Annotated in this window: 7 protein-coding genes and 1 pseudogene; 2 read left to right on the forward strand and 6 right to left on the reverse strand. The window is 31.2% G+C overall.

What is annotated here, in order from left to right; translation table 11 throughout:
* Positions 1-29 precede the first annotated feature (29 nt).
* The 6 genes from rodA to sppA form a co-directional block, all read right to left on the reverse strand.
* Entirely contained in the window at positions 30-1,574 is a 1,545-nt protein-coding gene (rodA, locus tag B2X73_RS09095; protein ID WP_291096281.1) for a rod shape-determining protein RodA, read from the reverse strand.
* Positions 1,543-3,528 (reverse strand): peptidoglycan D,D-transpeptidase FtsI family protein, encoded by a 1,986-nt coding sequence (locus tag B2X73_RS09100; RefSeq protein WP_291048792.1) that lies wholly within the window; start codon positions 3,526-3,528, stop codon positions 1,543-1,545. Before B2X73_RS09100 ends, rodA begins: the two co-directional genes overlap by 32 nt.
* A complete protein-coding gene (gene mreD / locus B2X73_RS09105) occupies positions 3,525-4,040 on the reverse strand; it encodes a rod shape-determining protein MreD (RefSeq protein WP_291048795.1) in 516 nt (171 codons plus the stop codon). Before mreD ends, B2X73_RS09100 begins: the two co-directional genes overlap by 4 nt.
* Positions 4,030-4,881 carry a rod shape-determining protein MreC gene (gene mreC, locus B2X73_RS09110; RefSeq protein ID WP_291048797.1) on the reverse strand — a complete coding sequence of 284 codons (852 nt, stop codon included), beginning with the start codon at positions 4,879-4,881 and terminating at the stop codon, positions 4,030-4,032. The genes mreD and mreC overlap by 11 nt, the downstream gene beginning before the upstream one ends.
* Positions 4,882-4,895: 14 nt before the next feature.
* Positions 4,896-5,921 carry a rod shape-determining protein gene (locus B2X73_RS09115; protein WP_019975837.1) on the reverse strand — a complete coding sequence of 342 codons (1,026 nt, stop codon included), beginning with the start codon at positions 5,919-5,921 and terminating at the stop codon, positions 4,896-4,898.
* Positions 5,922-6,089: 168 nt separating this feature from the next.
* On the reverse strand, positions 6,090-7,859 hold the full coding sequence (sppA, locus tag B2X73_RS09120; protein WP_291096284.1) for a signal peptide peptidase SppA: 1,770 nt from the start codon (positions 7,857-7,859) through the stop codon (positions 6,090-6,092).
* A gap of 49 nt (positions 7,860-7,908) precedes the next feature.
* On the opposite strand from sppA, the gene folK reads away from it, so the two are divergent.
* Positions 7,909-8,295 carry a 2-amino-4-hydroxy-6-hydroxymethyldihydropteridine diphosphokinase gene (folK, locus tag B2X73_RS09125; RefSeq protein WP_221854325.1) on the forward strand — a complete coding sequence of 129 codons (387 nt, stop codon included), beginning with the start codon at positions 7,909-7,911 and terminating at the stop codon, positions 8,293-8,295.
* Between the two features lie 136 nt (positions 8,296-8,431).
* Positions 8,432-9,062: pseudogene (locus B2X73_RS15395) on the forward strand (transposase); the annotation flags it as partial.

Below are 9,062 nucleotides of genomic sequence, written 5' to 3' on the forward strand. Positions count from 1 at the left end.
TAGCTTTTTTATTCTATTGAATTATTATTCTAAATAAATCCTTGACTGTTCTTGTAATGAATGATTAGGAAAATTCCGATCAGAATAGTGAATCCCCATAAAGAACTTCCTCCGTAGCTGAAAAATGGTAACGGAATACCAACCGTTGGGAAAAGCCCAATCACCATTGCGATATTGATAAAAAAGTGGAAAAATAAAATAGAGGCGACTGCATATCCATAAAATCGTGCAAATCTATTTTTTTGGATTTCGGCTAAGAAATATAATCGCCCTACGAAAACTGCATAAACAATCACCAAGGCTGTACTACCAATGAATCCCCACTCTTCTCCTACTGTTGTAAAAATGTAATCGGTTTGTTGTTCTGGTACAAACCTTCCTTTTTTAATAGTTCCTTGATTGTAACCTTTTCCATATAATTCGCCCGAACCAATCGCTGTTTTTGCATACAATAAATTATATCCCGAAGTATCACGATACTTTGCTTCTCCTTCGTACAAAACCATCACACGCTCTTTTTGGTGTTTGGGTAATTTCTCAAAAATGATCGGAGAAATAAAACTAACCGTGCTTGCAAATAATAACAACACAATAGACGCAATAATACTAAAATTCAGAACATTTGCAGCTAATCCAGATTGTGTTTTGAATGGTGAATCATTAATTTCTTTTTGTTCGGTTAATTTTAAAATTAAAACTGGAATAATTGATATAAAGAATCCTATCAATCCAAAGAAAGTTGTATTAAAAAATATTGGTTCTGAGAAAAATAAGGAACGCATTGGAAATAAATGTCCGAAAGATTCGCGTGTTTCTTCAGATAAATCTTCAACCAAATAACAAATTCCAATCAATAATAAAAAGAAAATTGATAAGCCGATTAAAACACCATGCATCGCATCAACTACATTCTGATTATAATTGAAAGCTAAAATTAATAAAGCTATTGTAAGAATTATAAATCCAAAAACTAATAAAACGTAAAAAGGAATTTGTACAATCGAAATCAAGAAAATGATTAATAATATGATTGGTGCTAAAATTATCCATGGATTAAGTCCTTCTCTGTACAAGGCAATACTTAATGAACAGAAAATAATTACTGAACCTAAATCGGGTTGTAAAAGAATTAAAACTACTGGTATTGCGATAATCAACAATATTTTTCCTATAAAACCTAAGTCTTTTAGATTTGCGTTTGAATGATTGATAAAATTAGCAATCAACAAAGCTGTACCAATCTTCGCAAATTCGGCTGGTTGCAAACTCAGAGGTCCAAAACGATACCACGCTTTTGCTCCATTAATTTCCTTTCCAACAATCAAAACTCCGACGAGCAAAACGAGGGAAATGATATAAAAAACAGGACTATAAATTTCGAAAAAATTACGGTTGTTTCCGCTCGCAATTATCAAAATCAATATCATCACCATTCCAAGTCCAAACCAAATTAGCTGTTTTACACCTAAATCTGGATTGACACTATACACATTCATAATCCCGAAAGTTACTATCAGAAACCCTAGGATCAGTACAATCCAATCAATTCCTTTTAGTAATCTGCTTTGGCTCATGTTTTAGTTTTGTTGAATCTTTTTTAAATTTTAAACTATCTATTTTATTTCCGATAGAATCCTTTTTTACAGGTTCTACGTATAATCCTTTTCTTTTTAGATAATCTATCCATTGACGACGATATTCGCCTTGTAGATTACCATTTTTCATACGTTGCACTAACGCAGGTCGTTTTATTGTATCCGTTACGTATAATTCTGCGATCAAACTCGCCATTGGTCCAGCATAAGTTGTACCCCAAGAACCATTTTCTACAATTGCAGCAATCGCAATTTTTGGTTTATCTGCTGGAGCAAACAATACAAATAATGAGTGATCTTGTCCATGAGAGTTCTGAGAAGTTCCAGTTTTACCAAATTGTACAAAAGAACTTGTATCAAAACTACGAGCTGTACCCATTGTAAATACATTACGCATTCCGCGTTGAATGATGTCAAAATGTTTTGGATCAACCAATGTATTTTTTTTCACCATATAAGTAGAATCCGTCAATGGTTTTCCATCAATACTATGTACAATATGCGGTGTATAGAAAAATCCTTTGTTGGCAATAATTGCTGTATAATTTGCCATTTGCAGCGGAGTTGTATTAATATCTCCTTGTCCCATACCATTGAAAATAATACGGTAAGGATTCCAAACACCTTCTCCAAAGCGATTGTCGTAAAACTCAGCTGTCGGAATAAGACCTTTGCTACCAACCGGTAAATCTGTTCCCATAAATTTTCCTAATCCGAAACTATTCAAAATGGAAGCCCATTCGTTAATTCCGACACTATAATCATTTGGATCTTTACGAACAATATCACGATAAGCTTCAGAAAAATAATTATTACATGATTTTCCAATTGCATGTTCTAAACCTTGCGGCGTATAATACATTCCACAGTGACAACCAATATGCATACGTCCATAACGGAAACCATGTTTACAAACATATGTTGTTTTTTCTGTCATCGTTCCCATTTGTAAACCAGCCAAAGCCGTTACCATTTTGAATGTAGAACCAGGAGGATAAGTTCCTTGTAAAGCTCTATCATAAGTTGGACGAGCAATAGAATCGTTGATTAATGCACTTCTCAACTTTGTATTCAAATAATCGTTTGGATTAATTGTAGGTGCGGATGCTAAAGCCAAAATTTCACCATTATTAGGATCAAGTGCGACAATTGCCCCACGTTTATTTTGAAGCATTTGTTCTGCCAATTCTTGCAAACGATAATCAATTGTCAAATGAACTGTTTTCCCACTTTTTACAGGTCGATCATAATCTCCGTTTTTATATGGACCAACAACATTCATTGTTCGGTCTACAATCCAGTTTTTTACACCTTTTATTCCTCGCAAATCTTTTTCATACGATTTCTCAACACCAGCAATACCAACCAAATCTCCAGGTTGATAATAGGTAGAATCTGTTTTGATATAAGATTGATTGGCTTCGTTTATATAGCCCAGTATATTTCCGGCAGAATTTACCATATATTTACGCTCGGGACGTTTGATAATGCTAAATGCAGGATACAAGTACAATTGTTCTTGCATACGAGCAAAATTCTCTCGCGAAATATTTTTTAAGAATGGATAAGGCGATAATTTTTTATAATCTTTTGCGGTAACAATTTTATCTAAAATAGAATCAAATTGTTGTGTAGAAATTCCAATCATTTTAGAGAATTTAGGTTTATCAAAACCATTCATATATTCTCCATAACTGTCAATTAATTTCCCTGGAATAACGTCTAATTCGTACGAATATGTGTTACTCACCAACAATTTTCCGTTTCGATCAAGAATATCACCACGATTAGGATAAATAATTTCTTGTTTGATCGAAGTATTAAATGCATTTAACGTATAACGATCTGTAAATAATTGCAAATACGCCAAACGTCCTATAAATAGAAACACTATAAACAGGATGAGTGCATAAACAACCATCAACTTTTTCATACTCCAACTTTATTTTTAAATAAAATTTTATAAATAAAGACAAACACAAAAGTTATTCCCGAATTGATTAATGCTTTTAGCATCAAAGATCCAATTCCTGATGGTTTAAAATTCTCAAGAAGTAATAAAATAATATGATGTGCAAGAATTAGAATAATCAAATAAAACAACCATTGCGCAAAACTGAACGAATTGAAAGAGAAAAATTCCATTTCGTAATCTTGTTTTCCTGCCAAAAGTTTGATGATTGGATTTCTAAGAAATGCGATAAGTGTTAATGCAAAAGCATGAATTCCTCCTGTGTATTCGAAAATATCTATCATTAATCCTAACATAAATGATAAGATTAGTAAGGCATATTTATTTTGATAAGGCGGATAAAATAATACAAATACAATATAGATATATGGTTGATAACTTCCTAAAAAGTTGATGTGATTGAACACAAAAACTTGTAACAAAGCTAAAACGATAATCTTGATAATATTGATTAAAAAATCTTTATTGAACATTCTGTGGACTTGTTATTGTATCTGATTTTTCTACTTGTTGAATTTCAACTTTATTAAGGTTTGTGACCACATAAGCTTGAGCTAAATTGGCGAAATCTTGTTTCAATCTTACTTGAACTTTCATTTCTCCCGTTTCATCAATTCCTTTACTTACAACTTTACCTATAATAATTCCTTCTGGGAAAACTGGTGATTTACCATCTGTTTCGATAATATCTCCTTTTTTCACTTCGATGTATTTCGGAATTTCATATAACTGAACATAACGAGGATCTTTTCCATCCCATTTCACTGTCCCAAAATATTGATTTCCTTTGATACGTGCATTGATATTGATATCCTTGTTTAACAACGAAATTGCACGAGAATAATTTTTCCCAGCAAAAGTTACAATACCAATTACACCATTATTTGTAATGATTCCGTCACCTTTTTCTATTCCATCATTTGTTCCTTTATCAATCATCAAAAGGTTTTGCGTTTTGATAATCGAGTTATTTACAATCTCTGCAGGTACAAAAGAATACGTTTGATGATAACCTAAGGTATCCGATTTGTAAAACTTTTTAGTTTTCGCATCTTTAATACCTAAATGCACCAATTGCTCACGCAAAAAGGCATTTTCGTCCATCAAATCTTTATTGGTACTCGGTAAATGAATAAAGTTTGTCACCTTTGCAATTTTATCATCCACATAACCTGTAAACGATGTGCTTGCAGAGGCAAGAATAGTTTCGTGATAAATATTTTTCTTAAAGACAAGAAACAACGCAATTAACTCTAAAAAGACAAAAATTAATAGCATTCCATTTCTTCTAATCGCATTCAGAATATATTGCATTGCTCTTTACTCTTCTATTTCATTAAGAAAGTGAATTTATCAATATTTTTAAGTGCAATACCAGTTCCACGAACAACAGCACGTAAAGGATCATCAGCCAAGAAAACTGGTAAACCTGTTTTTTTAGAAATACGTTGATCTAAACCTCTCAACATAGCTCCACCACCAGCCATATAGATACCAGTGTTGTAAATATCAGCAGCTAATTCTGGAGGAGTTTGAGATAACGTTTCCATTACACCATCTTCAATGCGTAAAATTGATTTGTCTAATGCACGTGCAATTTCGCGGTAATTTACAGTAATTTCTTTTGGTTTTCCTGTAATCAAATCACGTCCTTGTACTGGCATATCCTCTGGTGCATGCTCTAGTTCTTCTACAGCAGCTCCAACTTCAATTTTAACACGTTCAGCAGTTCTTTCTCCGATATATAAATTATGATGGGTTCTTAAGTAATATGCAATATCATTTGTAAAAACATCACCTGCAATTTTCACAGATTTGTCACAAACAATACCACCTAATGCAACAACGGCAATTTCTGTAGTACCACCACCTATATCAATAATCATGTTACCTTTAGGTTGAGTGATATCAATTCCAACACCTATCGCAGCAGCCATTGGTTCGTAAATAAGACGAACATCTTTTGCGTTAACGCGTGCACAAGAATCTTTTACAGCACGTTTCTCAACTTCTGTAATTCCAGAAGGAATACAAATCACCATTCGTAATGAAGGTGAAAATAACTTCCCTTGAATTCCAGGAATTTTCTTGATGAACTCTGTCAACATGAATTCTGAAGCTTCAAAATCTGCAATTACTCCGTCTTTTAAAGGACGAATTGTTTTTATATCATCATGCGTTTTACCTTGCATGTGTTTTGCTTGTTCTCCAACAGCAATAACTTTATTTGTTCTTCTATGTATAGCGACGATAGATGGACTATCTACTACAACTTTATTATTATGAATAATTAAAGTGTTAGCAGTCCCCAGGTCAATCGCAATTTCTTGCGTGAAAAAATCAAATAATCCCATCGTTGATTATGTCTCAGTATTATTAAAAATGAATGTACAAAAGTATAATAAATTTAGATGATTATAAAAGAGAATTTAATTTTTTAATCATCTAAATATTTTTACTAAAATAGTAAGATTTTAACAATAAAAAAGGGTTAAAAATATTTTAACCCTTTTTTATGATTTTTATCGAATTTGAATATCGTAAGGTAGCCTAACTTGAATACCTTTTTGTTCATTCATCATCTTTATTTCTTTATAAATTCGGATTCCGTCCGACCCTAATTCTTTTGCAATTGCTGCTTCGGTATTTTTTCCTTGAAGATTATCCATAAATTCTTCGAAAGAATCTTTTCGTTTTGGGTAATTCTCTGTCGAATATTTTTCGATTTTAGCCAATTTAGCTGCTTCTTTTATTGCTGTATCTAAACTTCCGAAATCATCTACCAAACCAATTTGTTTTGCACGAGTTCCAGACCAAACACGTCCTTCACCTATTTTATCAACTTGCTCGTATGTTAATTTTCTATTTGTAGCAACGTGATTTACGAATTTTCCATAAATCAATACAATTGATTTTTGCATCGTATTTTTTGCTGTTGGTGATAATGGTGTCGTCAAAGACTTTAACTGATCTGCATTTGCATTCGTTTTTACTTCATCAAAATCTAATCCGAAATTATTGAATAATTTTTGCGCATTTGGTATCATTCCAAAAACACCAATAGACCCAGTTATTGTATTTGGTTGCGCATAAATTTTGTCAGAAGCTTGCGCGATATAATATCCACCAGACGCCGCAACATCTCCAAAAGACACAACAATTGGCATTTTCGTTTTCAATTGCATCAATTCATATAAAATTTCTTCTGAAGCATTTGCGCTACCTCCAGGAGAATTTACACGTAAAACTAAAGCTTTGATTTTATCATTTTGACTGATTTTGCGAATCGCATCTACATAAGTTTTTGATTGAATACCATCAAAACCATCTCCTTCAGTAATTGTTCCTGAAGCATACAAAACTGCAATTTTATCTTTTTCAGATTTATTTGATAAGGTCTCAAAATAATCTTCCATTTTTATAGTATGTTTATCAAGAACTTCAAAATCAGTTTTTGATTTTTCTTCTTTCAAACCAAGTTTTGAGAATAACATTTTTTGATATTCATTTTCTTGAGCCAATACATCATAAATCTTGTTTTCTTTTCCTGTTTCTGGAATGAAAGCATACAAACTATCTGTTACTGTTGTAAATTGTTCAGGAGAAATTTTACGTGATTTTGTAATCGAAGTTGAAACATTACCCCAAACATCATTCAATAATTCCGATAATTGCAAACGATTCTCATCAGACATATTTGTTCTCATATAAGGCTCTACAGCACTCTTAAATTGTCCGTGACGAATCACCTGAAAATCTACACCATATTTATCTCCTACATTTTTGAAGAACATAATATTAGAACTCAAACCTTGTAATAAAGTTCCACCCAAAGGATTTTGATAAATTTTATCAGATACACTACTTATATAATATGACAACTGACTTCCTGAATTAGAATATGAATACACAAATTTTCCAGATTTTTTAAAATCTTCTAACGCATTACGAATATCAGTCGCTTGCGTAGCTCCACCAGAAAATTTATCCAATTTCAGACTAATTCCTTTTATTTTATCATCATTCTTCGCTTCTTCAATTGAATGAATAATATCTTGTAAAAAAACATTTGGACTTTCTGACATATCAAAAATAGAAACGGAACGATCCATATCACTTTCCATAATTGGATCTTCCAACGAAATTTCTAAAACAGAACCATCTTTCACACTTTTTGTTGGAGCAGATAATGCTGAAACAAATATCAACACGAAAAGTAGTATGACAAATACACTAATCGTTAATAGATTTCCTATGATTGTTGAGAATACTCTCCCGAAAAAGTTTTTCATTTTTAATTTATTATTACTTTTGCTCTATATGTCGCAAAATATAGTCATTTTGTTACTTGGTACAAACTTAGGTGACAAAAAAAATAATTTAGAAACAGCTAAAAACCTTATAAACAAAGAGGTAGGCGAAATAAAAAAAGAATCTAATATTCTTGAAAATAAGGCTGAAGGATTTACTACACCTAATTTATTCTTAAATCAAAAAATAGAAATTAATACAAGTTATTCTCCATTTAAGATTTTGAAAAAAATTAAAGATATTGAACAAAAAATGGGAAGAATCTATTTTAAACCCAAAGAAAATGAGAGTTACGTTGATCGTTTAATAGATATTGATATATTATTCTATAATAAAGTTTTAGTTAATTGCAATTATTTGAAAATTCCTCATCCTCAAAATTATTCTAGAGATTTTATTAAAAGTTTATATTTTTAGCCTGTTCTGCATTTTGATTATTAAATAATAAAGTTGTTCATTTGATTGAAAATTTGTAAATTGTTTTTACAATAAAAAATTCACAATGAATAACTTACTTGCAAATTATAAAAGAATATTGGAAATTCTATGAAAAATATCCTAAGATAAACTTTTAATTTATCAATGTAGAAGACCTAAACATTTGATTTAAAACTCATAAGTCTTTTCTTAACTACTGAATTTATGGGTATTGATAGTGAAAATAATTCATTTCGGAATATTCCTAAAGCGTAAGTTGTAAAATTGAGCGAAGTATTTACAATCGAAGAAAATGTAGATTATCATATCAAATTAATAGTATTCGCCTCAAATTAGCGAAAGAATTTAATGAATTTGAAAATTGTTTTAATCATTGATAGTATGCCGTTTCAGTTTTGTAAAATAGCAAGTATAAATAGCTCAAAATTTACAAGGAACACTAGTATAATGCACAAAACAGAGGTTTTTGTGCTTCTCAGTAAATGTCTTTTTATGGTTATAAACTTCATGCTGTTTGTTCTTTAAGTGGTGTTTTCCTGAGTTTTAACATTAGTCCAGCATCTGTTCATGTATTCATTTTTGAAACATATTGATTTATTTAATGAAGTTAATATCGATTAGAAACACTGAAAAGATCGAATCAAAAAGATTACAAACCTCAGTTTTATACATTCAAAAAGAATTGAAACTTTATTTTCTCTACTATACGAACAATTTATGATTAGACGCAATTATGCAAAGACTTT

This window comes from Empedobacter sp. UBA7252 (assembly GCF_002472765.1).
GTDB lineage: Bacteria > Bacteroidota > Bacteroidia > Flavobacteriales > Weeksellaceae > Empedobacter > Empedobacter falsenii_B.

Bases quoted from the DNA above. Each gene is read 5' to 3' on its own strand.
- mreC (WP_291048797.1), bottom strand. From the start codon at position 4,881: ATGCAATATATTCTGAATGCGATTAGAAGAAATGGAATGCTATTAATT.
- B2X73_RS09100 (WP_291048792.1), bottom strand. From the start codon at position 3,528: ATGAAAAAGTTGATGGTTGTTTATGCACTCATCCTGTTTATAGTGTTT.
- rodA (WP_291096281.1), bottom strand. From the start codon at position 1,574: ATGAGCCAAAGCAGATTACTAAAAGGAATTGATTGGATTGTACTGATC.
- mreD (WP_291048795.1), bottom strand. From the start codon at position 4,040: ATGTTCAATAAAGATTTTTTAATCAATATTATCAAGATTATCGTTTTA.
- sppA (WP_291096284.1), bottom strand. From the start codon at position 7,859: ATGAAAAACTTTTTCGGGAGAGTATTCTCAACAATCATAGGAAATCTA.
- B2X73_RS09115 (WP_019975837.1), bottom strand. From the start codon at position 5,921: ATGGGATTATTTGATTTTTTCACGCAAGAAATTGCGATTGACCTGGGG.